The following is a 25,946-nucleotide window of genomic DNA, read 5'->3' on the forward strand; positions in this document are numbered from 1 at the left end:
TACTTTTTGAAACACCACCAAGAAAAGTAATTGATTGTGAGATTTCACTGCAATTATTTGATATTAGGAACGAACTTTTATGCAACGTCATTTAAAACGACTACCAATGAAATCGACATTATCTTGTCTTATTGCGTGTATCAGTGCCCAAGGTACTTATGCCGATGTAAATACAACCATCAACAATACAGATGTTCCGCAACTTGCACCTATTGTGGTTGAAGCAACACGCACAGATAAAGATGTTCTATCGACACCGACTTCGGTGTATTACATTCCACAAGAACAACAAAAAAGTATGAATGTGAATCTTTCGGAAACGCTCAAAGGTGTGCCGGGTTTACAGCTCAATAACCGTGAAAATTACGCACAAGATTTGCAAATTTCTATGCGAGGCTTTGGCGCACGTTCTACATTTGGTGTGCGAGGCATTCGTTTGTATGTCGATGGTATTCCTGCAACCATGCCAGATGGTCAAGGGCAAACATCGAATATTGATTTGAATAGTTTGGATCATATTGAAGTTTTAGGAGGTGGTTTTTCATCGCTTTATGGAAACTCTTCGGGCGGAACAATTTTAACCTCAAGTAAAGAAGGGCAAGGGCGAGATTCTGTAACACTCGGCTATTCGGGCGGTAGTAATCATAAAAATCAGGCGAATATTGTCCTACAAGGTGGTTCAGAGCAAGCCAATCAACCAAGTTATATTGTTAGTTCATCGTATTTTGATACCGATGGTTTTCGTGATCATAGTGCAGCGAATAAAGTGCTACACAATGCCAAACTCACTTGGAGCTTAGATGATGGTTCTAAAATTAATTGGATGGGAAATTACGTCAAAATTAATGCTGATGATCCGGGTGGTTTAACACGCGCACAATGGAATGAAAACCCAAAACAAGTTGCAGGAAATGTATCGCTTTATAATGCACGTAAAGAGATTGAACAGGTTCAAACAGGTTTAACGTGGAATAAACCAATTAACGATCAGCATGAACTTTATGCGATGGCATATTTAGGACAGCGTTCGGTTACACAATATCAATCTATTCCAAGTGGTTCTCAGGGTGGGGTAAACCATGCGGGTGGTGTCATTGATTTTGACCGAAAATTCTTTGGTACAGATTTACGTTGGACAGGGAAAGATCTTTTACCAAACACCAAATTTATTGCAGGTGTTGCTATTGATGGTATGACTGAAGATCGAAAAGGTTATGAAAACTTCAATGGCGATGCGCTTGGTGTGAAAGGCAAATTACGCCGTGATGAAGATAATACTTTATGGAATATCGATCCTTATGTGCAAGCATCTTATAACTTTGCTCAAGATTGGACTTTAGATGCGGGCTTGCGTTATAGCAATGTGCATTTTAAATCTGAAGATAAATTCTTAAGTAATGGTGACAATTCAGGCAAAACCGATTATCAGCGATTGTTGCCATCTGTGTCTTTAAGTTGGCAGATAATTCCTGAGTTAATGGCATATGCAAGTTATGCACAAGGTTTTGAAACGCCAACATTTACCGAAATGGCTTATCCTGCCGTTGATAGTAATGTGCCATTTAATTTAGATGCTGCAAAAAGTGAAACCTATGAAATTGGGCTTAAATCTAAGAACAATTTAGGTGATTTTACTTTTGCAACGTTCTATACAAAAACCAAAGATGATATTGTGCCTCTCAAAAATGAAGATGGCAAAGCAACTTTCCGCAATGTAGATAAGACATTAAGACAAGGCGTTGAGCTTTCTTGGACTAAAAACCTGTGGCGTGATTTAACTGCTCAAGCAAGTTATAGCTATATTGATGCAACTTTTGATCAAGACACTGTGAATATTGTTGGTGTAACTCCAATTCAGAACGGAAATTACATTCCAGGTATTGCTAAGAATCAGGCGTTTTTAAGTTTAGGTTGGAAGCCTGAAAACGGTTTATATGCAGGTTTAGATGTTCGTTATTCAGATAAAATTTATGTGAATGATATTAATGCTGAATCTGCGCCAAGTTATGTGGTGACTTCTGCAAATGTAGGCTATAAGTGGTCTTATCAAGATTGGTCAATCAATAGTTTTGCTCGCGTAGATAACTTATTTGATAAAGATTATTCAGGTTCTGTGATTGTGAATGAAAGTAGTAAGCGTTTTTATGAGCCTGCTGAGGGACGTAATTGGAGTGCTGGCTTGAGTGTGACCAAAGCTTTCTAATGATTGTTTAAATAAAAAAATCCCGCTACATGAGCGGGATTTTTTAGGTCTTATATTTTATCGCGAGTTATTTCGCCATTCACTAATCTTGATAGATTAAGCGGATTTTCATCGCGCAATGCTTCAGGGAGTAAGTTTTGCGGATAATTTTGATAACACACTGGGCGCAAGTAGCGTTCAATAGCCAATGTTCCCACAGATGTACCACGAGCATCCGAAGTTGCAGGATATGGTCCACCGTGAACCATCGCATCGCATACTTCAACACCTGTAGGATAGCCATTTAATAATAAACGACCCGCTTTCTCTTCTAATATAGGCACAATATCTGCAAAGTTAGTTAAATCAACATCTTCAGCAATCAATGAAGCAGTCAATTGACCATTCATGCTACTTAATGCTTGAATCAACTGATCTTTGTTTTTTACTTCAATCACAATGGTTGTTGGACCAAAAATTTCTTCTTGAAGTAATTGATCGCCTGCAAGAAGTAATTCAACATTTGCTTTAAATAGTTGAGGTTGTGCTTGATCACCTTGTTGAGCTTGACCTGCCAAGTGTTCAATCCCTTGATGATTTTCTAAATGCTCTAAACCTGATACATAGCTTCTTAACGTACCTGCATTCAACATAGTTTGAGCAGGTTTCGCATTGATATTTTCAGCTAATTTTTCAATAAACTGAGAATATTCAGGTGATTGAATACCTAAAATTAAACCTGGACTTGTACAGAACTGACCACATCCCATTACAACAGAATCTGATAAGTCTTGAGCAATTTGATCACCACGAGTTTGTAATGCAGATGGAAGCATGATCATAGGGTTGATACTGCTCATTTCTGCAAATACAGGAATAGGTTGCGGACGTGCAGCAGCCATATCACATAAAGCACGACCACCTTTTAATGAGCCTGTAAAACCAACGGCTTTAATTAGTGGATGTTGAACAATTGCTACGCCCACACCATTACCATAGATCATGTTAAATACGCCTTCAGGCATATTGGTTTTCGCTACAGCACGTTCAATTGCTTGGGCAACATAATCGGCAGTTGCCATATGACCACTATGTGCTTTTACAACAACAGGACAACCTGCCGCTAAAGCAGAAGCAGTATCACCACCCGCAGTTGAGAATGCCAATGGGAAGTTACTTGCACCAAAGACAGCAATGGGTCCAATACCAATTTTAATTTGACGTAAATCTACGCGTGGCATTGGCTGACGATTAGGTAATGCGGTATCAATACGAGCGCCAAGAAAATCGCCACGACGAAGCACTTTAGCAAATAAGCGCATTTGACCACTAGTACGACCACGTTCACCTTGTAAACGAGCAAGTGGAAGCGCTGTTTCTTGAGAAATGATTTCAAGAAAATCTTGACCTAAAGCATCAAGCTCATCTGCAATTGCTTCAAGAAATTGAGCACGTTGTTCAGGGGAAGTATGACGATAAAGTTTGAAAGCTTGATCTGCTGCTTCACAAGCTAAATTCACTTCTTCTACAGTTGCTTGATAAAAATCATATGCTAAAGCTTCGCCCGTGGTTGCATTGACGCTTTTTAGTGTGCTGCTGCCCAATGCACTACGTTGCCCAGCAATAAAATTATGTCCAATAGTCATCGGAGTTCCTTAAATACTTTATTAATGTGAATGTCTTGGTACGTTTTGCTCATTAATGACTTTCATATAGAGCGTTGCAGGTTCTAAGCAACCACCTGTAGATAATTGACCAACCATGCTGCGGTACATTTCTTGCCAAGGCGTTTGAGATTTTGGAAAGTCTGGTTTCCACTCAAGGCGACGCTTTTCAAGTTCTTCATCTGAAATTAAAACGTTCACAGAGCGCTTGTTTAAATCGACTCTTAAAACATCGTTCGTTTTTAATAATGCGATACCACCGCCAACAGCAGCTTCGGGTGACATATTTAAAATAGATGGACTTGCAGATGTACCACTTTGACGACCATCACCTAAGCATGGAAGTGAGTCGATGCCTTTTTTAATGAGTTCGGCAGGAGGAGCCATGTTTACAACTTCGGCACTACCTGGATAACCTACCGTACCTGCACCACGAATCACTAAAATACAATTCTCATCGATATTGAGCTCAGGATCATTAATACGTGCGTGATAATCTTCAGGGCCTTCGAACACAATTGCTCTTGCTTCGAAACTGTTTTCATCACCAGGGCTAGAAAGATAGGTTTTAGTGAAAGCTTCACCAACAACAGACATTTTCATAATGGCGCTGTCGAAGAAATTACCGCTCAATACAATAAAGCCTGCACCGTGTTTGAGTGGCTCATCATAAGAGAAAATTACATCGGCATTTGAAGTCTTAGATTTTTGGGCAATTTCTCCCATTGTCTGACCGCTTACAGAGGCACAGTCTTCATGTAGAACACCTGCTTTTTGTAGTTCATACATAACGGCAGGAACACCACCTGCACGGTGGAAACCTTCACCTAAGTATTTACCTGCAGGCATACAGTTCACAATAAGAGGAATATCTTCGCCTACACGTTGCCAATCTTCTAATGTCAATTCAATGCCCATATGGCGTGCAATCGCAATTAAATGTGGTGGGCAGTTGCTTGATGTGCCCAATGCAGATGCAACAGCAATTGCATTTTCAAAAGATTTTTTGTTCATAACTTTAGAAGGACGTAAATCTTCTTTCACCATTTCACAAATACGTTTACCTGTTAAATACGCCATTTGACCACGTTCACGATATGGCGCAGGAATACTTGCACAGGTTGGTAAAGACATACCCAAGGCTTCAGCTAAAGCATTCATTGAAAGTGCTGTACCCATGGTGTTGCAATGACCTACAGATGGCGATGCAGATGTCGTCATTTCCATAAAGCCTTCGTAATCAATTTCACCTGAGGCTAATAAGTTACGAGCATGCCAAATAACCGTACCAGAGCCAATCAAATCACCTTTATAGTGACCATCTAGCATTGGACCACCCGATAAAACAATTGCAGGTAAATCGGTTGTTGCAGCAGCCATTAAACATGCAGGTGTGGTTTTGTCACAACCTGTTGTGAGTACAACGCCATCGAGTGGGTAGCCATGTAAAATTTCAACAAGACCTAAGTAAGCAAGGTTACGGTCTAAAGCCGCTGTTGGGCGGCGAGATTGTTCCGCAATAGGATGAACAGGGAATTCCATAGGAATACCGCCTGCATCACGGATACCCGCTTTGACACGTTCAGCAAGTTCTTTATGATGACGGTTACAAGGAGTCAGATCGCTACCTGTTTGCGCAATCCCGATAATTGGGCGACCAGATTGTAGCTCTTCACGTGTTAAGCCATAGTTCATATAACGCTCTACATATAGAGCAGTCATATCGGCATGATCTGGATCATCGAACCATTCTTGGCTACGTAAAAAAATCCGTTTACTTTGATCAGTCATCTTTGGAACCTATATTTCTGTTTTTCAACATGAATTAATGTGTGTTACGAAGGAGCAATCTTAATGTTCAATAGCCATGAGGACTATTGAACTTAAGAATAATATGGGAAAATTACAGTAAATTTCGGGCTTTCAAATTGTTAATCAGCGCATTAAAACCAAAATTCCAAGGTTTTGCCTGATCACTTGTAGTCACTTCATTGTAAAGTGAGCCAAGTTTAGGTGTTTGAATGTGTACAACATCGCCAATTTTATGCGTGAAGCCTGCACCTTGTTTTTCACGATCTTTTGTTGGCGCGAATAAAGTCCCTAAAAATAGAACAAAACCATCTGGATATTGGTGATTTTCATTGAGTGTTTGGTTGACTAAATCTTCAGGATCACGGCTAATTTGTGACATAGAACTTAAGCCATTTAGCGTGAAGCCATCGACACCTTTAATTTCTAGTTCAACATCGCAATGACGAACGTCATCTAAATTAAATGTTTCATCAAATAGGCGGATAAATGGACCAATTGCACATGAAGCATTGTTGTCTTTTGCTTTACTAAGTAATAGTGCGCTTCGACCTTCAAAATCACGTAAATTCACATCATTACCTAAAGTCGCACCTAAAATTTTACCTTGGCTGTTTGCAACTAAAACTACTTCAGGTTCAGGGTTATTCCACTCAGATTTAGGGTGAATACCAATTTGTTGACCCGCACCAACAGCAGCCAATACAGGTGCTTTAGTAAAGATTTCAGCATCTGTACCAATACCTACTTCTAGATATTGCGACCACATGCCTTGTTCAATTAAATATTCTTTGAGCTGTAATGCTTTTTCAGAACCCGGTTGAATTGTTTTCAAGCTATCGCCAATGACGCTTTGAACAACGTCACGAATGTGCTGTGCTTTAGAAGCATCACCAGCCGCTTGTTCTTCAATTACACGCTCTAACATGCTTGCTGCAAAAGTTACGCCTGCAGCTTTAATTACTTGCAAATCGATAGGTGCTAAAAAATAGGCTTGAGTAGGATTTGGATTTTGATGGGTATTTGCTAAAAGTTCATCAACAGTACCTAAGTATTGACCTTCAAGATTCGCCAATACATCTACAGGATGATCTACTTCTAATAATTCAGAAACAGTTTTGAATTCTTTTGAAATATCAAAAACTTGATTATTCTTTAAAAGAACAGGTGATGGACCTGAATATTCTGCATGAGGTACCCAAGCTCGACCAATGAGACAACCTTGAGTTCCATCTGAAGGTAGTGTATTTGCAGAGTTTAAAAGAAGTGTCATATGTATCATCCATGTTATTTGTGAAAATATGATAGGACGCTAAATCAATAAACACCAATTGCATTATTTTAGTTATTGATAACTACAGGTTATTAAATAATTATGGTGATGACCTTTGTTTTTTTATTTAAAAATATAAGCGTTTCGTTATTCTTAAAGTAATGAAGAGGCTAAATGAATGATAAAAATTATATGAATGAATTATATACAGTATAAGCTGACCCAAAATCTAAAGATAATTAAAAAAAATGATATTAAAAAGTTATCAATATCCGCAAATAATTCATTGGTAATTATTGGTTGTCCTGCTTAATTTGATGGTAGCGAATTGGATTCGTCAATCTAAACAAATAAAGGAAAGGAGCACCTATGAATATTCTAATTACTGGCGGTACTGGTTTTATTGGAAAACAAATCGCAAGCAAAATTTTAGAATTAGGGAGCATTACATTTGATGGTGAATCAGCAAAAAAAGTTGAAAAAATTATATTATTTGATGCTTTTCAGGGTGAAGACGTTCCTCAAGATTCAAGAGTAGAAGTTGTTACAGGCGATATTACCAACAAGCAAACTGTACAAGAAATCGTAAAAAATGTTGATGTTGTTTGGCATTTAGCTGCGGTGGTAAGTTCGGGAGCTGAAGCTGATTTTGATTTGGGTATGAATGTGAACCTATATGGTTTATTGAATATTTTAGATGTAATTCGTAGTCAAAATACTCAACCAAGATTCATTTTTGCAAGTGGTTGCGCTGTATTTGGTGGCGATTTACCTGAAATTGTTACAGACAAAACTGTTGTCACACCAAAATCTTCATACGGTATGCAAAAAGCCATTGGTGAATTGCTTGTTGCAGATTATTCACGAAAAGGTTTTGTTGATGGGCGAGTACTTCGCTTACCAACAATTGTTGTACGTCCTGGAAAACCAAATAAAGCAGCATCAACATTCTTCAGTTCTATTATTCGTGAGCCATTGAAAGGTGAAACAGCCGTTTGTCCTGTTGCCGAAAACACGCCTGTATTTATTACATCTCCAAGAAAATGTGTTGATTCTATGATTAAGGCAGCAACACTTTCACCGCAAAAATTAGGCAATGAACGCATTATTCCACTTCCTGGTTTAACCGTTACGGTTAAAGAGATGCTTTCTGCCTTAGAAAAAGTGGCAGGTAAGGAAGCTGTAAATTTAGTGCAATGGGAAGAAGATGCAACAATTCAAAGAATTGTTCAAAGCTGGCCAACACAAGTAGAAGCTGAATATGCAAACTCACTTGGATTTGAAGCAGATCAAAGCTTTGAAGATATTATCCAAGCACATATTGAAGATACTAAAGAATAATAGCCAAAAAATGGATTAAAGAGAGATTAAGTTATGGATAATACTCATATTTCTGCTCTGGAAGAGCAAACCGTAAAGCGCGTGACAAAACGTATTATTCCGTTTTTAGTCATTCTATTTATTATGGCTTTTTTAGATAGAACGAATATTGGTTTTGCAGCTTTGCATATGAATGAGGCACTTGGAATTACCCAAACCATTTTTGGATTGGGCGCGGGTATTTTCTTCCTCGGTTATTTCATTGCTGAAGTACCAAGTAATGTATTACTTCATAAGTTTGGTGCACGAATTTGGATTGCCCGTATCATGATTACATGGGGCATTATTGCTGCATTTATGGGTTTTATTACGACAGGAACTCAATTCATTGTTTTAAGATTTTTACTTGGGATTGCTGAAGCAGGCTTTTTCCCAGGTGTGATTTTTTATCTTACATTGTGGTTTCCAGCCCGTTACCGTGCTCGTGTATTTGCAAGTTTTTACTTAGGTCTACCAATTGCTCAAATTATTGGTGCTCCTGTTTCAGTCGGTTTAATGCAATGGGGCGATAGCATTGGCTATGAAGGCTGGCGCTTAATGTATATTTTAGAAGGTATTCCATCCGTTATTTTAGGCTTAATTTGCTTAAAATATTTAACGAATACACCTAAAGAAGCAACATGGTTATCAGCTGAACAACGTCAGTGGCTAATGACAACATTAGAGCGTGAAGAACAAGAAAAGTTAAAATCTGAAGATGTAAATGTAAGTAAAAGCACCATTATCAAACAGGTATTTAAAAACCCATTGGTTTGGATTATGGCGTTAATTTATTTTGGTATTACATCGGGTTCAAATGCAATGTTCTTCTTCCTTCCAAGCGTATTGGAATCATTCCGAAATACATTTGGTATGGAAATTAGTCTAATGCAGAATGGACTGCTGACTGCTATTCCGTACGCTTTTGCTGCTGTAGGTATGATTTTGTGGAGTCGTCGTTCAGATAAAAAACAAGAGCGTTATCATCATGGTGCATTTGCTGCAATTATGGCTGCTAGTGCGATTGCAATTGCGCTTATTGTAAATGAGCCATGGGCGATTATTGTGGGCTTTATTTTCCTAGCAATTGGGGTATTTAGCGCAATTAATATCTTCTGGACTATTCCTGGTCAAACGCTAACAGGTATTGGGGCTGCAACAGGTATTGGTATTATTAACTCGGTGGGTAATTTAAGTGGCTTTTCAGGTCCTTATTTAACGGGCTATTTATATACAAGTACAGGAACATACACCGTTGCATTTATGGTGATTGCTGGCTTTGTAGCAATGGGTGGTTTAGGTTTAATTTTACTTGGTCGCTTAAAAGCAAGAAGTATCCGTGCTGAAAAAAATGCGATAAGCAGTCAATCTGTTACGGAGTAGTGGTAGATGTCTAGTATTGGCTTTGTTGGCACAGGTATTATGGGTTCACCTATGGTGCTCAATTTATTAAAAGCGGGTCATCAAGTTAAAGTATGGAATAGAACACCATCTAAACTTAAAAAACTGGTTGAAGCAGGTGCAACTCCTTGCGCTGAACTAGAACAGATTGGACAAGATGTAGCATTTTTAATTTGCATGTTAAGTGATGGTAAAACCTGTGACGAAGTCTTGTTTCAAGATAAAGGCGCGACTAGCCAGCTGAAACCCAATAGTACAGTTATTGTTATGAGTTCTATTCCTGTGGAAACAGCTCAGGAACAAGCGAAAAAATGCAATGAACTTGGTTTGCAGTATTTAGATGCGCCTGTATCGGGTGGTGAAAAAGGTGCAATTAATGCAAGTTTAGCGATTATGGTTGGGGGAGATGAACATGTGTTTTCCCAAGCAGAATCTGTTTTTAAAGCATTAGGCAGACCTGTTCTCGTTGGAAATGCAGGTTGTGGGGAATTGGCAAAGCTTGTGAATCAAATGATTGTAGCAAGTACCATTGCAACTGTAAGTGAAGGTTTACTTTTGGCTCAACAAGGTGGTGCAGATCCTTGGAAAGTGAGAGAGGCTTTATCTGGCGGTTTTGCAGATTCCCCAATTCTTCAGCAACATGGTGAAAGAATTTTAAGCCAAAACTTTGTACCAGGTGGGGCAGCTCGAACTCAATTGAAAGATACACATACAGCAATTGCTCATGCCGATTCTTTAGGTTTGAAATTGCCTGTAGCTCAATTGGTAGATCAGCTTTTTGAAAACATGGTAAATGCTGGAGATGGTGATTTAGATCACTCAGGTTTATTCTTAGAATTGAAGCGAATGAATCAATTGTAAAATACCTTGTCGTTATGTAAATAAGAATCCCGCTTAAATAGCGGGATTCTTATTTAGTTTTACTTCATTATTTTAGTTGTTGAGTATTAAAAGAATTCACGAAATATATAAAAAATTATTTTTTAAAATAGTAATGAATACGTGAAATAATAGAATGGCTTAAAGGTTTTTGAGTGTCTATTGAGTATTCAATATTCTTCTGATTAAGTTTAATGCTAAAACGTAAAATTTTTACTTTTAGCTTTAACTCCTCAGTTTGATCATGCATATACATTCCTAAAAAATTAAAAAGGATGACTATGACAATAAGTATAAGAACCGAATTGGTTATCCAGTTTTGACTAGAAACATCAAAGAAATCAGGTTTTATAGCTAATACTAGCATAGCTAATATTGTTGGAAACAAACCGACTTTATCAATCTGCCCAATTAAATGCCCAATCCTTTTTTCAGTGTTTTCAAGTTTTATCTGAATTCTATCCACTACGTAATCTAGTTCTAGTTCTTTATATCTGGAAAGTTCATTAATAATTGGTATTAAATCATCAGTTTCAGCCTGTAGCGGTTCAATCAATGATTTTTGCGGATTTTGAAATATTTCTTTTAATATCTTTTTCTCTTTAATTAGCATGATAATTGGGCTAAATCCGAATGAAAATAATGCGCTGATAAATAAAATATTAAAAATAAGCCTTAGCTCTTCAATAGGTGATTGATATTTATAAAATAGAGCAACACATATTGATATGAATATTAATATCAGACCCCAAATGTAAAGAAGTTTGGAGAATTTATAATCTGATTTTTCATAATAAATTTTAGATTTAAATGAAATAATTTTTAGAATTTCTTTTATATTTTCCGAATTAATTTTTTGCATAAGCCTTTTATATTCTTAGATTAAAAAAAACTCCGAAGAGGGTTTTAAGATTTTCGTCAAACGATACATAGCTTGTCATTAGCAGGATAATCAAATCAGTATCTTAGTTATTCTAATGAACCATAATGACATCATACTGGGACTCAAGAAGTATCATTATGAGTGTAAGATGACTCAACCTGTGTCATTTTTCGATACATAACTTTTCAGACTCAAGACTTATAACAAAGGTTATTGTCTTTCATATAACAGCCATTATGTTAAGTAGAATTTAGCTGATTTTCCTTATTGGCTATTCAATGATATAATTGCCCATGAAAACCCTCTAAAATTAGTTCTCTTCTTTATGACACTTACGCCACCTTAAGTCTATTTACCTCTTAAATCAGTAAATAACTCATCACTGTCTAGTGATGTGGTGTAGTCGCTTGTGTGTCGTATATGTCACGTCACTAGCCTATCTAAAATTCCAAAAATCAGGCTATTTTTATGTTATCTAATGTCCGAGAACAATGGTTCTCTAACATCCGTGGAGATGTGCTTGCAGGGCTAGTTGTAGGTCTTGCACTCATTCCAGAAGCTATCGCATTTTCAATAATTGCAGGCGTAGACCCAAAAGTTGGCTTGTACGCCTCGTTCTGTATTGCCGTAGTGATTTCATTCATTGGTGGTCGTCCAGCAATGATTTCAGGAGCTACAGGTGCGATGGCACTGCTTATGGTCACTTTGGTCAAAGAGCATGGGCTTGAATACTTACTTGCTGCAACAATTTTAACTGGTGTCATTCAAATATTAGCAGGCTATTTGAAACTGGCTAAGCTGATGCGCTTTGTTTCTAAGTCTGTCGTGATTGGCTTTGTGAATGCCTTGGCTATCTTAATTTTTATGGCACAGCTACCCGAGTTAACTAATGTGACTTGGCACGTTTATGCTTTGGTCGCACTAGGTCTAGGTATTATTTACTTATTTCCTTTGATCCCTAAATTAGGAAAATTACTACCGTCTCCGCTTGTTTGCATTATTGCGATTACATTATTGGCAATCGCCCTCGGAATTGATGTGAGAACAGTTGGTGATATGGGAGCTTTACCTGACACACTTCCAATGTTCTTGATTCCCAATATTCCTTTGAATATTGAAACATTGATGATCATTTTGCCGTATTCGGTAGCACTAGCGGCTGTGGGTCTACTTGAATCCATAATGACTGCAACTATCGTGGATGAAATGACTGATACCCCAAGTGATAAATTCCAAGAATGCAAAGGACAAGGTATTGCGAATATTGCATCTGGTTTCATGGGGGGAATGGCAGGTTGTGCCATGATTGGTCAATCCATGATTAATGTGAAGTCGGGCGGTCTCACTCGTCTATCAACATTCTCAGCAGGCATTTTCCTCTTAATCTTAGTGGTCTTTATTAGTGATTGGCTCAAAGTCATTCCAATGGCTGCGCTAGTAGCTGTCATGATTATGGTTTCAATAGGAACATTCGAATGGCGTTCTCTTGCCGAGTTTAGACAGAACCCGAAAACCAGTAATGTTGTGATGGTTGCTACAGTCATTGTGGTAGTTGCGACTCATAATTTAGCATTAGGGGTACTGACAGGCGTTCTATTGTCGGCATTGTTTCTGGCGAATAAGTTAGAGAATGATATTCGTGTGGAATCTAGTTTAGAGGGTATGCATCGCTTATATGACTTACATGGTCAGATCTTCTTTAGTTCTTCTGAAAAATTCATGCAGGGCTTTGACTTTAAGGAAGATGTTAAAGAAGTGATTATTGATTTAACACATGCTCATATTTGGGATGTTACATCAGTTGCTATGCTTGATTCCGTGGTAAGCAAATTTCAAAAGAATAGTGTCAATGTGACTGTACGTGGCTTAAATGAAGCTAGTACCAATATGATTGATAAGTATGGGGTACATGCCAAAATTTAAGTTAAAAATATTATTTATTATCAAATACTAAAAAAACCACCAGATATTGGTGGTTTTTTTATGAATGACAACTTATGTGTCGCTTGACGATCTAAAAAGCTATTACCAGCTTAATGCGCCACCAGTTTGATAGTCAGTTACGCGAGTTTCAAAGAAGTTCTTCTCTTTACGTAAGTCCATCATCTCAGACATCCACTGGAACGGATTCGTTGCGCCAGCAAACTGTTCAGGCAAGCCCAATTGGCTTAAACGACGGTTACAGATGAACTTCAAGTAATCTTCCATCATCGCTGCATTCATACCCAATACACCACGTGGCATAGTGTCACGCGCATATTCGATTTCAAGCATCGTACCTTCAAGAATCATTTGAATGATTTCTTCTTGGAACTCGGCAGTCCAAAGGTGAGGGTTCTCAATCTTGATTTGGTTAATCATATCGATACCAAAGTTCAAGTGCATAGACTCATCACGTAAAATGTATTGGAATTGCTCGGCAACACCATTCATTTTATTGCGACGACCCATAGACAAAATTTGGCTGAAACCACAATAGAAGAAAATACCTTCAAGAACACAATAGAACGCGATCAAGTTGCGAAGCAAAATTTGGTCGTTTTCAGGTGTACCTGTTTGGAAAGTAGGATCACATAAAGATTGAGTGTACTTCAAGCCCCAAGCTGCTTTACGTGCTACTGATGGTACTTCACGGTACATGTTGAAGACTTCGCCTTCATCCATACCTAAAGATTCGATACAGTATTGGTAAGCATGCGTATGAATTGCTTCTTCAAACGCTTGACGCAAGATGTATTGACGGCATTCAGGGTTCGTAATATGACGATAAATTGCAAGAACTAAGTTGTTTGCAACCAATGAATCGGCTGTCGAGAAGAAACCTAAAGAACGCATAACAATAGTACGTTCGTCTTCAGTTAAGCCATTTTCAGACTTCCAAAGCGCGATATCGTGGTTCATGTTAACTTCTTGTGGCATCCAGTGGTTTGCACAACCGTCTAGATATTTTTGCCAAGCCCACTCGTATTTGAACGGCACAAGTTGGTTCAAGTCAGCACGACAGTTAATCATTGCTTTGTCGTCAACTTGTACACGCTGAGCGCCCATTTCAAGCTCTTCTAAGCCTGGAGCAACATCAAGTGTTTCTAAGGCGTTAGATGCTCTTGCCAACGGATCGGTTGGATCTGTTGTTCTGTTTGAACTGGTTCGAGCGGGTTGTGGAGCTGCCACACTCGACGGTTCGTTGCTTGCATCAGATACCATCTGCGAATTAGTCGTTTTTTGCGGTTCGACGGGCGCAGACTTGTGTTCAGGTGCAGCCGGTTTTTGCGAATCATCTTCGAAATCGTCCCAACTTAGGATAGACATATTAAATTCTCTCTTCGTTGCTTTATATCTTTTATGAAGACATCCAACTTACGAAGTTGAGATGTCCATACTATACGCTTAATTCGAGTAAGCAAAATTAAGTTTTACCAAGCTTTGTTTTAATCTTGTTCGAAAAAATCAAAGTTCCACACTACTTATTTTGATTACGCTTTTGTTCTCTTGCTTTTACCCAAATGTAACCAAGTGGGATGTAAAACAAAACAAGAAAGGAAATGACCAGAACAACAAGTCCTAACATGTAGTTGTGAGTCATATGTTCCATGTGCATTTCCTTTTATTTGTATTTTTAATCTCCCTAAATCCCTCTTTTAAAAAGAGGGACTTTCTTTCTGCTATTTGCTTCGAGAAATCCCCCTCCTTTTAGGAGGGGCTAGGGGAGGTTTTGTCAGCTTACTGACAAGCCTCACAATCTGGGTTGTCAATTGAACATGCCATTGGTACTGGTGCTGCTTGAGCAAAACCATCTTCTTCAACAGCTTCAGGTTTTTTTGCTTCTACTACAGGCGCTGCAACAACAGGAGCAGCAGTGGCAGTTGTGTTTTTAACTGCATTCAACGCACCCGTATTAATTGTAGATTTCTCTGCAGAAGTCGCACCCAATGCACGAAGGTAATAAGTTGTCTTAAGACCACGTAACCACGCCATTTTGTACGTCATATCCAATTTCTTACCATTTGCACCAGAGATGTAAAGGTTAAGAGACTGAGCTTGATCGATCCATTTTTGACGACGAGATGCAGCATCAACAATCCAACGTGGCTCAACTTCGAACGCAGTTGCGAAGATTGCTTTTAATTCGTCAGGAATACGAGAAATCTTTTGAACAGAACCTTCAAAATGTTTCAGGTCATTCACCATTACAGAATCCCAAAGACCGCGATCTTTTAACGCACGTACTAGGTACGGGTTGATCACTGTGAATTCACCAGAAAGGTTAGATTTCACATAAAGGTTCTGGAAAGTAGGCTCGATAGACTGAGAAACACCACAAATGTTAGAAATTGTCGCTGTAGGCGCAATTGCCATCACGTTAGAGTTACGCATACCATCTTTTTGAACTTTGGCACGTAAAGTGTCCCAATCCAAACGAGTTGTACGGTCAACTTCGAACATGCGTTCTGGGCGTGATTTCGCAACTAAATCTAAAGAGTCAATTGGTAAAATACCTTGATCCCACAATGAACCTTTAAATGTTTCGTAAGCACCACGTTCAACAGCTAAGTCGCTAGATGTTGCAATTGCGTAGTACGAAATCACTTCCATCGACTCATCGGCAAAATCAACAGCAGCATCTGAACCGTAAGCAATTTGCATTTCGTATAACGCATCTTGGAAGCCCATGATGCCCATACCAACAGGACGATGCTTCATGTTAGAAGTACGTGCTTGTGGTACTGCGTAATAGTTGATGTCGATGACGTTATCGAGCATACGAACAGCAGTTTTTACTGTGCGAGCAAGTTTTTCACGGTCTAAAACACCACCTTGAACGTGTTGTACAAGGTTAATCGAACCTAAGTTACAAACGGCAATTTCATCTTGGTTTGTGTTTAATGTAATTTCTGTACATAAGTTAGATGAGTGAACTACGCCCACATGTTGTTGTGGTGAACGTAAGTTACAAACGTCTTTGAATGTTATCCACGGGTGACCTGTTTCAAACAACATAGAAAGCATTTTGCGCCACAAATCTTTTGCACGAATTTTCTTGTGCAACATATTTGTTTCTTTCGCAATGCCTTCATAGTAAGCATAACGTTCAGCAAATTCAGCACCTGTTAAATCATGCAAATCTGGTGTTTCAGATGGTGTGAACAGTGTCCATTCAGCATCTTCAAATACACGTTGCATGAATAAATCAGGAACCCAGTTCGCTGTATTCATGTCATGAGTACGACGACGGTCATCGCCTGTGTTCTTACGAAGCTCTAGGAATTCTTCAATGTCCAAGTGCCAAGTTTCTAAATATGCACAAACTGCACCTTTACGCTTACCACCTTGGTTTACCGCAACGGCTGTATCGTTTGCTACTTTAAGGAATGGAACAACACCTTGAGATTTACCGTTTGTGCCTTTGATATAAGAGTTCAATGCACGAACAGGCGTCCAGTCATTACCTAAACCACCCGCCCATTTAGAAAGAAGGGCGTTATCACGCATAGAACCATAAATGTTATATAGGTCATCTGAAATTGTTGTTAAGTAGCAGCTAGACAACTGTGGACGTAAAGTACCCGAGTTGAACAATGTAGGCGTAGAAGCCATATAGTCAAAACGAGATAGTAAGTTATAGAACTCAATTGCGCTGTCTTCACGGTTTGCTTCATTCAATGATAAGCCCATTGAAACACGCATGAAGAATAATTGCGGTAATTCGAAACGAACGTCATCTGAGTGGATGAAGTAACGGTCAAATAAAGTTTGAAGACCTAAATATGTAAATTGGTTAGAGCGTTCTGGTTGAATCGCAGCAGCCAATTTAGCAAGGTCAAAATTTAATAATTCTGGTGAAAGAAGTTCTAGCTCAACACCTTTTTTCAAGAATGTTTCTAAAGCATCTGCTTCTGAAGTGTCTGTAGAAAGACCTAAGAACTCAAGACCTGTTGCAACCAAATTGTCACGAAGTAAACGTGCAGTTACATACGTGTAGTTAGGCTCTTGTTCAATACGAGTACGCGTTGCCATCATCATTGTTGTAGAGATGTCAGTCGCTTTTACACCGTTATAAAGGTTTTTAACTGTTTCATCGATGATCGCTTGAACATTAATACCTTCTAAACCTTCGCTCGCTTTTTCAATTGTTGCTTGAAGACGGCTTAAATCTAGAGGAGCAAGCTGACCATTTGTCCCTGTAATTTGTAGCGTAGGGTGGTGATGCTCATTCATTTGCTTACGTGCTTCAGAACGCTGTTCACGATAAATTACATAAGAACGTGCAACTTTTTGTTCCCCAGTACGCATAAGTGCAAGTTCAACTTGATCTTGAATTTCTTCAATATGAATTGTGCCACCAGAAGGTAAACGACGTGTAAAAGTATTTAATACCATTTCTGTAAGCTGAGAAATACGATCATGAATTCGGCTAGAGTCTGTGCTCTGTTGACCTTCAACTGCTAAAAATGCTTTACCAATTGCAACAGCAATTTTTTCTGCATCAAAAGCAGCAACATCACCGGTGCGTTTAATCACCTGAATTTGGCCGGGTGTTGATGTGATTACGCTCATTGTCAGCATAGCTCCATATGTCATCTATTTTTATGTTTATGGACCATTTGAACTGGGCGAATATTAGGCCACAGTGTATGAGGGATAAACACAAGACTTAGTGGTTTGAAATTGATTTACACACAAGATACGGGAAAAAAGAGGTTAGATCAATATTGACATTTCGCTAATTTTTTTTTCGTAGAATCTCAGTTTTTATTTACAAAAAAATTCCCATTTTTTGTATTTTTTATCGAAGTCTTATTACACAAGGAGATAGCATAACAAAGCTACGATTAAGTGCTTATAGATAAACTTGTGGATAAGTGAAAAAGTCTGGAACAAGCAAACAGTTTTTGAACAAAAAACAAAATGGATCAAATAAAATACTAATTGTAACTTTATATTTATATTTGAATGGTGAATTATCACGATAATTTGAAAACTTTAATTAATTCAACATGTAAAAAAATATAACAAAATGCTACTTTGATGTATCAGTTTGGTGAACAGAATCTTGTTTACAATGTAAACGTGTGTATATTGCAATTATAGATTTGGATGTATCTCTTTGGATTTATAAAGAATACGCAATGACTAATAAAGGGGCACCTAATGAGCCAAGAAGAAAAGTTACCTAAAATTTTAATTGTTGAAGATGATGAGCGCCTTGCACGTTTGACTCAAGAATACTTAATTCGTAATGGATTAGAAGTTGGGGTAGAACCAGATGGCAACCGTGCCATTCGTCGAATTATTGCAGAACAACCAGATATGGTTGTACTAGATGTTATGTTACCTGGCGCAGATGGCTTAACTATTTGTCGCGAAGTTCGTCCGCATTACCATCAACCTATTTTAATGCTTACAGCACGTACTGAAGATATGGATCAAGTTCTTGGTCTAGAAATGGGTGCAGATGACTATGTTGCTAAACCAGTTCAGCCTCGTGTTCTTTTAGCTCGTATTCGCGCATTGCTTCGTCGTACAGACAAAGCGCCAGAAGATGAAGTTGCACAACGTATCGAATTTGATGATTTAGTTATCGACAATGGTGGTCGTTCAGTGACTTTACATGGCGAATTAGTAGATTTCACAAGTGCTGAATATGACTTGTTGTGGTTGCTTGCTTCAAATGCGGGTCGCATTTTATCTCGTGAAGATATTTTTGAGCGTCTTCGTGGTATTGAATACGATGGTCAAGACCGTTCAATTGACGTACGTATTTCGCGTATTCGTCCAAAAATTGGTGATGATCCTGAGAATCCTAAGCGTATTAAAACTGTACGCAGTAAAGGTTATTTATTTGTTAAAGAAACAAATGGTCTGTAATTTTAGTTATCGTTCTTTGGTCTAAAACAGGACATTCTCGTGTTTAAACACAGTATATTTTTGCGCATATATGGCGGTTTAGTCATATTGGTGGTTTTGGTTGCACTTTTTGGTTATCTACTTGTGCAGATCATTAACTACCAACGTGCGCAAGAATATAGAGAATCACTGACAGATGGTATTTCATATATCATTAGTGAAGGTATTGCTAGGCAGCCCAATCAGCAACAAAAGTTAGATTGGATTTCAGACGCATCTGATTTATTAGAATTGCCAATATATTATGTCGATTCTACGAAAGTAAGTTTAACGCGGACTGAAAAAAAACGAATAGATGAGCAAAAAGCAGTTGTTCGTTATGATGCAAGCAATACCATTACTTATGTCATTTTGGGTGTAAAAGAAGATCCTAATCATTATGTATACATTCGGGTAGATAACTTTAATGAACGGCAAATGAAAGCTTTGCCAATTTTCATTATGGATTATTTGGTTTATTTCCCAGGGCAAGAAAAAGAATATTTACAGAAAATTCAATCTAGATTTTCATATCCTGTCAGTATTGAAAGTATTCAAAAACTTCCACTCGATTCCGATCAAATTAGTCGTTTACGTCTAGATCACAGCATCGTTTTGTATAGAGACAATGCAAGCACACGCGGTACCAATGTTTCGATTGTTTCTCCAATGTCGAATTCACATACACAAGTTTTGGTTTTAGGCCCAATTCCACTATTCAATTGGATGCCTTATCAACTTGCTGCAGGAATTACGTTACTCAGTTTATTTGTTCTAAGTTTGGGCGTATACGGCTTATTGGTGCCTATGCAGCGTAAAATTAGCCAAGTGAATTTAGCTTTAAATGGGATGAAAACAGGGGATTTAAGCCTTCGTTTACCTGTAGAAGGCTCAGATGAAATGGCAAGTTTGGCTTCTAGTTATAACAGTATGTCAGACCATATTCAGCGTCTGATAGAAGCACAGCGTGAATTAATGCGTGCAGTTTCGCATGAGTTAAGAACACCTGTTGCGCGAATTCGTTTTGGTATGGAAATGCTAGCGGAAGATGACGATTACGATAGCCGTCTTCAGCAAGTCGACATGATTGATAAAGATATTGAAGCTCTGAATAACTTAATTGATGAAATTATGACCTATGCTAAATTAGAGCAAGGTACACCATCATTTGATTTTGAGAAAGTAATATTACTTGAAGTTTTAGAACAAGTTGTCACTGAAACAGAAGCACTAAAAACACAAAAAGAAATTGTATTACAAGTACCTCCTGAAAATTTAGTAGTAGATGCCGAATATCGTTATTTGCATCGTGTTGTTCAAAATTTAGTGGGTAATGCTGTTCGCTATTGCAACCATAAGGTTGTGATTAGTGGTGGGATAAATTATCAAGGCGAAGCTTATATTTGTGTTGAAGATGATGGTGCGGGTATTCCAAAAGAAGATCGTTCTCGTGTTTTTGAGGCATTTTCTCGTTTAGATGATAGCCGTACTCGAGCATCGGGTGGTTATGGTTTAGGGCTTTCTATTGTAAGCCGTATTGCATACTGGTTTGGTGGTAGCATAGCTGTGGATGAAAGCCCAACATTGGGTGGTGCACGATTTATTATGACTTGGCCTGCTAAACGATTTAAAAAACAGAAGAAAAACTACTTGAAAGGCATAATTGAAAGTAGTTCTGAACAGTGAAACATTATTAGATTTGAAATAAAAAAAGCCAGTTAGAAAACTGGCTTTTTTTATTAATATCTCTTGTTCTCATTTAAAACTTTAGAACAGTAGGTGATTATTTCATTGCATCATTGTAAAGTGTATCTGCTTCGTTAAAACGATCTTGAATATCTTGGCTTGGCTCTTTGTCCATTAAACTCACCACAATAATTGCAATGAATGAGCAGATAAAGCCAGGAACGATTTCGTAAAGACCTGTATCAGCAAAGAAGTTTTTCCAAAGAATAACAATAACAGCACCTAGAATCATACCCACTAAAGCACCATTTAATGTCATTCGTTTCCAGAATAACGATAAGATGATCAGTGGACCAAATGCAGCACCAAAACCTGCCCAAGCATAAGCAACAAGACCGAGTACTTTAGATTCTGGGTTGCCTGCCAACCAAATTGCAAGAATTGCAATAAGAAGAACCATAAGACGACCAATCCAAACCAGCTCTTTTTGAGTTGCTGTTTTACGAATAAACGTTTTGTAAAAGTCTTCAGTTAAAGTACTAGAGCATACAAGTAATTGGCAACTTAAAGTACTCATTACAGCAGCTAAAATTGCGGCTAAAACAATACCTGCAATCCATGGGTTAAATAAAATTTTAGTGAGTTCCATGAATACGGTTTCGGGATTTGCATTTACAACAGCAGCAAGTTCAGGATGTTGTTGGAAATAAGCAATACCAATGAAGCCAGCAGCGACTGCGCCACCCAAACATAAAATCATCCATGCCATACCAATACGACGTGCATTTGGAATAGATTTAACAGAATCTGCCGCCATAAAGCGTACGAGAATATGTGGTTGACCAAAATAACCTAAGCCCCAAGCAAGTAGAGAGATAATCGCTACAAAGCTTAAATCGCCCATAATATTCATGGCTTGTGGGCGAGCTGCTTCAAGTGCCAATGTCACTTGAGATAGATCGGAGAAAGTTAGGATTGCAACAACTGGGGTTAATAATAAAGCGAAAATCATTAATCCAGCTTGAATGGTATCGGTCCAACTTACTGCTAAGAAGCCACCAATAAATACATAACTGATTGTTGCAATAGCACTAATCCATAAAGCTGTACTGTAAGACATATCAAACATGCTTTCGAATAAACGTGCACCTGCAACCATGCCAGAAGCACAGTAAATTGCAAAGAAAATTAGAATGATAACTGCAGAAGCAATACGTAAAATTTTCTTATTGTCATTAAAGCGGTTAGCAAAATAGTCGGGTAGTGTCAGGGCGTTGTTTTGTACTTCTGTATGTACACGTAAGCGACCTGCAACTAAGTACCAGTTTATCCATGCGCCAATAATTAAACCAATGGCAATCCAAGATTCTGAAAGCCCAGATAAATAAATTGCGCCCGGTAAACCCATGAGTAACCAACCACTCATGTCGGATGCACCTGCAGAAAGTGCTGTAACAAAACTACCTAAACGACGACCACCAAGAATGTAGTCCGAAAAGTTAGTGGTAGCTCGGTATGCCATTAAACCAATGAAGATCATGGCGACAATGTAGAATAAAAAGGTTATTAGTGTCGGATTCAAATTCATAACTATGTCCATGTCAGGATAAATAGAAACGTTGTTTTAAGGTGAATTTTGTCAGGCTTTTAATTAGGTTCACTTAAAACTTGTTTGCTAATCATATATAAAGTCAAAAATAAAGAGTCATTTTATACATAATTTATTAATAATTGCTGTTTTATCGTAAGTAAAAAAAATATGGGTAGCAAATTTGCTACCCATATTTTGTGATTTTTCTATTATTTTATTAGCCGCGTCCCATCACACCGCGAATGGTTTGCATAATATCTGCAGGTAAAACGACAGTTTTAGCATTGTTCGATTTAGCCATATCTTGCATTGCTTTAACATATTGCTCACCAAGTAAGTAGGCAACTGGAATTTCTTTATCACCTACGGCAGAGGTGACTAGCTCAATCGCACGTTGTGAAGATTCGGCTAAAACAATTTGTGCTTCTGCATCACGACGAGATGCTTCTAAACGACCATCTGCTTCAAGAATTGCCGCTTGTTTTTCACCATCTGCTTTAGTAACTGTTGCACGACGTTGACGTTCAGCAGCAGCTTGTTCTTCCATGGCAGTTTGCATAGTGTGAGATGGTTTAATATCTTGAATTTCTACAGTTTTAAGCGTAATACCCCAGTCTGCAATATCATCTGAAATAGCAGCTTTAAGTTTTGCTTTAATATGGTCGCGTGAAGACAAAGCATCGTCCAAATCCATTTCACCAACAATTGACCGTAGTGAAGTTTGAACCATGTTTTGAATTGCCCAAGTGTAGTTTTCAATACCATACACTGCTTTTTCTGGCGTTGTTAAGTTAATGTAAGCAACGGCATTCATTAATAAAACAGCGTTATCGCGTGAAATTACTTCTTGTGATGGAATATCAAGTACGATGTCTTTTGTTGTTACTTTATAAGCAACTTCATCAATATAAGGAATTACAAAGTTTAAACCAGGTCCAAGCGTTGTATGGTATTTACCTAAACGTTGAACAATCCATTTATAACCTTGTGGAACAATACGTACGCCTTTAAAAATTGTGATAGCGACAAAGGCTAAAAATGCCAAAACAATGATAGAACCAGCAGTCATTTTATTTACTCACTTTTTCATTTTCGTAATTGGTGGTGTGTGCTTGCACAACTAAATCGTTGCCCAAAATATCGATAACACGAACGCGATCGCCCACTTGTACATAAGATTGTGTGCGGCAGTTCCATTCATCTGATCCTAAAACAGGCATAGGAAAGCGAACTTTAATTTGGTCGTGTTCTAAATTGTTTTGAATGACCATGCCAATTTGACCAATGGTCGCTTCACGAGATAAGCCTGCTTTTGTTTTATCTGTAGAAAGTGGTTTGATGAATTTAAACCAAGCGATGGTGCATAGAACAGAGAGGATAATCCAAACAATGAGCTGAGTCGTTAGCCCCATAGATGGAAATAACCAATATAAAATTCCCACAAAGATGGCACCAACGCCAAACCAAAGTGCCGCAAATGCTGGAAGTAATAATTCAGAAAGAATTAAAACGACACCCAATACAAACCAATGCCACGGTTCCAAAATAAATTCCATACATTTTCTCTTTGTATTAGTACTGAATAAGGAAATGTTTGATATAGACGAAAAACGTCTATATCAATTTAACAGATGAAACCCTATGTGGATATAGCAAATTTCTTGATTTTAGAACTTCGCTTTAGGTGCAGGTTTTAATGCAGCTGGCGATTTTTTGAAATCTGAAATGACTTTATTAATGGCTGTAATTTTAAGTTGAGTGGCTTTTTCGCCTGCTAAAATGGTTTCGTTGCTGGCTTTTAGGTCTAATGTTCCAATATGTCCAACTTTAGGTTGAATCACAATATTGGCTTGTTTAAGTTCTTCATTAATACTTTGTTGACCCATAATATTAATGGTCTGATCAAGTAAACCAAACATGCTTGTGGCTTTTCCGCCATCCGGACGTGCAGAAATATCAACAGCAATTACAATATCGGCACCCATGTCACGTGCAGTTTTGACAGGAATAGGGCTGACTAATCCACCATCGACATATGCTACGCCACCAATGGTTGCAGGAACAAATACGTTTGGAATACTGCAAGATGCGCGAACTGCCTGACCTGCATTACCTTTAATAAACTCAACTTTTTTACCGTTATCTAAACGTGTAGCAACGGCAGCGAACCGAATAGGAAATTTATCCATAGGCTTGTTTGCCACATTTTTATTTACATAATCTTGTAGCTTTTGACCTAATAAAAAACCTTGGCGGTTTAGTGTTAAATCTCGGATATCAGATTCTTGAAAGTTTAAGGCAATTTGTTGCAATTGATATGGCGATTTGCCACTGGCGTATAAGCTTCCTACAAAACTGCCTGCGCTTGTACCTGTCACAATTTTGGCTTTAATACCATGCGATTCTAAAACTTTAATCACGCCAATATGAGCAAAACCTTTGGCACCACCGCCACCCAGTGCAATGGCAATGACAGGTTCACGTGCTTTAATTGAGGTGGTTTGTGTTGTTGTTTTGGTCGCTTTGTCACAACCAAATAGGCTCAGGCCAAGAATAGCGAGAAGAGGAAGATGTAATAATTTCATAAACTAAACATAAAATAAATTAAACAAATAATGAGCACATCTCACCAAAAAGTAGACTATTTTGCTAGTCTTTTTTCCAATGCTTTTGTAACGGCTTTGCTAACCATTTTTCATGTTTAGGTGAAAAGTTGCCTTCATAAGTTTTTAATATGTTATTTAAATCTTTTTCATAATCGCCTGTAGTTTCAAATGTACCTAAAATTCGAATAACTTTGTTTTTATAATCAAAGGCAAACATGACAATAGGAATTTGAGCTACATGCGCAATGTGATAAAAACCACTACGAATTTTTTCAGCTTCTTTGCGTGTACCTTCAGGCGCCATGCCTACCCAAATATCATCTTTTGAGGCAATAATATCTGCAATTTGTTGCGTATGACCTTGCTGTGAATTCCGTACAACAGGAATAACACCAATCCATTGCAAAATTGGTTTGAGTGGTGTCTTAAACAAGGTATGTTTACCGAAAATGGTAATTTTAATATCTAATCCAAGTAAAGCTAAAAAGCCATGCCATGCATCTATATTTGATGTATGTGGCGAAATAATTGCAACTGCTTTAGGTAAATTGGGAAATTCCCCATGCATTTCCCAACCTTGTGCGAGAAAAATACGTTTAAAAAAACTTTGAGTGTAAATACTCGAGTTTCTATGAGGAACTAAGGGTGGCAGTTTTGGAAATTTATTCATGTTGTTTTATCAAAAGATTGAAATTAAACATTGATATAAATAGACTTCCGTCATAAATC

18 protein-coding genes are annotated in these 25,946 nt (G+C 38.0%); 7 read left to right on the plus strand and 11 right to left on the minus strand.

Features of this window, described 5'->3' with window-relative positions; translation table 11 throughout:
* Nucleotides 1-79: 79 nt before the first annotated feature.
* Nucleotides 80-2,203 (plus strand): TonB-dependent receptor family protein, encoded by a 2,124-nt coding sequence (locus tag A6M14_RS11530; RefSeq protein WP_152875180.1) that lies wholly within the window; start codon nt 80-82, stop codon nt 2,201-2,203.
* A 50-nt stretch (nt 2,204-2,253) separates the two neighbouring features.
* Here A6M14_RS11530 and A6M14_RS11535 read toward each other — a convergent pair whose 3' ends face one another.
* The 3 genes from A6M14_RS11535 to A6M14_RS11545 all read right to left on the minus strand — a co-directional run bounded on the left by A6M14_RS11535 (nt 2,254) and on the right by A6M14_RS11545 (nt 6,928).
* Nucleotides 2,254-3,828, minus strand: a complete 1,575-nt coding sequence (locus A6M14_RS11535) for an aldehyde dehydrogenase (NADP(+)) (RefSeq protein ID WP_152875181.1) — start codon at nt 3,826-3,828, stop codon at nt 2,254-2,256.
* Between the two features lie 21 nt (nt 3,829-3,849).
* On the minus strand, nt 3,850-5,637 hold the full coding sequence (locus tag A6M14_RS11540) for an IlvD/Edd family dehydratase (protein WP_152875182.1): 1,788 nt from the start codon (nt 5,635-5,637) through the stop codon (nt 3,850-3,852).
* 112 nt (nt 5,638-5,749) lie between these two features.
* A complete protein-coding gene (locus A6M14_RS11545) occupies nt 5,750-6,928 on the minus strand; it encodes a fumarylacetoacetate hydrolase family protein (RefSeq protein WP_152875184.1) in 1,179 nt (392 codons plus the stop codon).
* Nucleotides 6,929-7,297: 369 nt separating this feature from the next.
* Here A6M14_RS11545 and denD point away from each other — a divergent pair, with 369 nt between their 5' ends.
* The 3 genes from denD to A6M14_RS11560 are packed head-to-tail and all read left to right on the plus strand — an operon-like array spanning nt 7,298 to nt 10,549.
* Nucleotides 7,298-8,269: a D-erythronate dehydrogenase gene (gene denD, locus A6M14_RS11550; RefSeq protein ID WP_152875185.1), complete on the plus strand. Its 972-nt coding sequence runs from the start codon at nt 7,298-7,300 to the stop codon at nt 8,267-8,269.
* 33 nt (nt 8,270-8,302) lie between these two features.
* On the plus strand, nt 8,303-9,670 hold the full coding sequence (locus tag A6M14_RS11555; RefSeq protein ID WP_152875187.1) for an MFS transporter: 1,368 nt from the start codon (nt 8,303-8,305) through the stop codon (nt 9,668-9,670).
* Between the two features lie 6 nt (nt 9,671-9,676).
* Entirely contained in the window at nt 9,677-10,549 is an 873-nt protein-coding gene (locus A6M14_RS11560; protein ID WP_152875188.1) for an NAD(P)-dependent oxidoreductase, read from the plus strand.
* A gap of 115 nt (nt 10,550-10,664) precedes the next feature.
* Here A6M14_RS11560 and A6M14_RS11565 read toward each other — a convergent pair whose 3' ends face one another.
* Nucleotides 10,665-11,429, minus strand: coding sequence for a hypothetical protein (locus A6M14_RS11565; RefSeq protein WP_152875190.1), 765 nt, complete (start codon nt 11,427-11,429; stop codon nt 10,665-10,667).
* A 489-nt stretch (nt 11,430-11,918) separates the two neighbouring features.
* On the opposite strand from A6M14_RS11565, the gene A6M14_RS11570 reads away from it, so the two are divergent.
* Nucleotides 11,919-13,373 carry a SulP family inorganic anion transporter gene (locus tag A6M14_RS11570; protein WP_152875192.1) on the plus strand — a complete coding sequence of 485 codons (1,455 nt, stop codon included), beginning with the start codon at nt 11,919-11,921 and terminating at the stop codon, nt 13,371-13,373.
* A gap of 102 nt (nt 13,374-13,475) precedes the next feature.
* Here A6M14_RS11570 and A6M14_RS11575 read toward each other — a convergent pair whose 3' ends face one another.
* Nucleotides 13,476-14,759, minus strand: a complete 1,284-nt coding sequence (locus A6M14_RS11575; protein WP_152875193.1) for a ribonucleotide-diphosphate reductase subunit beta — start codon at nt 14,757-14,759, stop codon at nt 13,476-13,478.
* 411 nt (nt 14,760-15,170) lie between these two features.
* Nucleotides 15,171-18,005: a ribonucleoside-diphosphate reductase subunit alpha gene (locus A6M14_RS11580; RefSeq protein ID WP_152875195.1), complete on the minus strand. Its 2,835-nt coding sequence runs from the start codon at nt 18,003-18,005 to the stop codon at nt 15,171-15,173.
* A 594-nt stretch (nt 18,006-18,599) separates the two neighbouring features.
* On the opposite strand from A6M14_RS11580, the gene bfmR reads away from it, so the two are divergent.
* Nucleotides 18,600-19,316 carry a response regulator transcription factor BfmR gene (gene bfmR, locus A6M14_RS11585; protein WP_152875196.1) on the plus strand — a complete coding sequence of 239 codons (717 nt, stop codon included), beginning with the start codon at nt 18,600-18,602 and terminating at the stop codon, nt 19,314-19,316.
* Nucleotides 19,317-19,355: 39 nt separating this feature from the next.
* Entirely contained in the window at nt 19,356-21,020 is a 1,665-nt protein-coding gene (gene bfmS / locus A6M14_RS11590) for a sensor histidine kinase BfmS (protein ID WP_163122912.1), read from the plus strand.
* Nucleotides 21,021-21,117: 97 nt separating this feature from the next.
* Here bfmS and putP read toward each other — a convergent pair whose 3' ends face one another.
* The 5 genes from putP to A6M14_RS11615 form a co-directional block, all read right to left on the minus strand.
* Nucleotides 21,118-22,608, minus strand: coding sequence for a sodium/proline symporter PutP (putP, locus tag A6M14_RS11595; protein ID WP_171500285.1), 1,491 nt, complete (start codon nt 22,606-22,608; stop codon nt 21,118-21,120).
* Between the two features lie 220 nt (nt 22,609-22,828).
* On the minus strand, nt 22,829-23,680 hold the full coding sequence (locus tag A6M14_RS11600; RefSeq protein WP_152875200.1) for an SPFH domain-containing protein: 852 nt from the start codon (nt 23,678-23,680) through the stop codon (nt 22,829-22,831).
* Nucleotide 23,681: 1 nt separating this feature from the next.
* Entirely contained in the window at nt 23,682-24,167 is a 486-nt protein-coding gene (locus A6M14_RS11605) for an NfeD family protein (protein WP_152875202.1), read from the minus strand.
* A gap of 111 nt (nt 24,168-24,278) precedes the next feature.
* Nucleotides 24,279-25,196, minus strand: a complete 918-nt coding sequence (locus A6M14_RS11610) for a patatin-like phospholipase family protein (protein WP_152875204.1) — start codon at nt 25,194-25,196, stop codon at nt 24,279-24,281.
* A gap of 64 nt (nt 25,197-25,260) precedes the next feature.
* Nucleotides 25,261-25,887: a 1-acyl-sn-glycerol-3-phosphate acyltransferase gene (locus tag A6M14_RS11615; protein ID WP_152875206.1), complete on the minus strand. Its 627-nt coding sequence runs from the start codon at nt 25,885-25,887 to the stop codon at nt 25,261-25,263.
* Between the last annotated feature and the right edge of the window lie 59 nt (nt 25,888-25,946).

Origin of the sequence: Acinetobacter portensis (genome assembly GCF_009372215.1) — a bacterium.
Classification (GTDB): domain Bacteria; phylum Pseudomonadota; class Gammaproteobacteria; order Pseudomonadales; family Moraxellaceae; genus Acinetobacter; species Acinetobacter portensis.